The sequence below is a fragment of the Erwinia sp. MYb375 genome (assembly GCF_037479175.1).
Lineage (GTDB): Bacteria > Pseudomonadota > Gammaproteobacteria > Enterobacterales > Enterobacteriaceae > Erwinia > Erwinia rhapontici.
In genome coordinates, this window is sequence record NZ_JBBGZS010000002.1 from 1 (window position 1) to 642 (window position 642).

Annotated in this window: 1 rRNA gene; it reads left to right on the plus strand. The window is 52.5% G+C overall.

What is annotated here, in order from left to right:
- Positions 1–642, plus strand: a 23S ribosomal RNA gene (locus WH279_RS00010); the annotation flags it as partial.

The following is a 642-nucleotide window of genomic DNA, read 5'->3' on the forward strand; positions in this document are numbered from 1 at the left end:
CCTCCAAGGCTAAATACTCCTGACTGACCGATAGTGAACCAGTACCGTGAGGGAAAGGCGAAAAGAACCCCGGCGAGGGGAGTGAAACAGAACCTGAAACCGTGTACGTACAAGCAGTGGGAGCCTACTTGTTAGGTGACTGCGTACCTTTTGTATAATGGGTCAGCGACTTATATTCTGTAGCAAGGTTAACCGTATAGGGGAGCCGCAGGGAAACCGAGTCTTAACTGGGCGTTAAGTTGCAGGGTATAGACCCGAAACCCGGTGATCTAGCCATGGGCAGGTTGAAGGTTGGGTAACACTAACTGGAGGACCGAACCGACTAATGTTGAAAAATTAGCGGATGACTTGTGGCTGGGGGTGAAAGGCCAATCAAACCGGGAGATAGCTGGTTCTCCCCGAAAGCTATTTAGGTAGCGCCTCGTGAACTCATCTTCGGGGGTAGAGCACTGTTTCGGCTAGGGGGCCATCCCGGCTTACCAACCCGATGCAAACTGCTAATACCGAAGAATGTTATCACGGGAGACACACGGCGGGTGCTAACGTCCGTCGTGAAGAGGGAAACAACCCAGACCGCCAGCTAAGGTCCCAAAGTCATGGTTAAGTGGGAAACGATGTGGGAAGGCACAGACAGCCAGGATG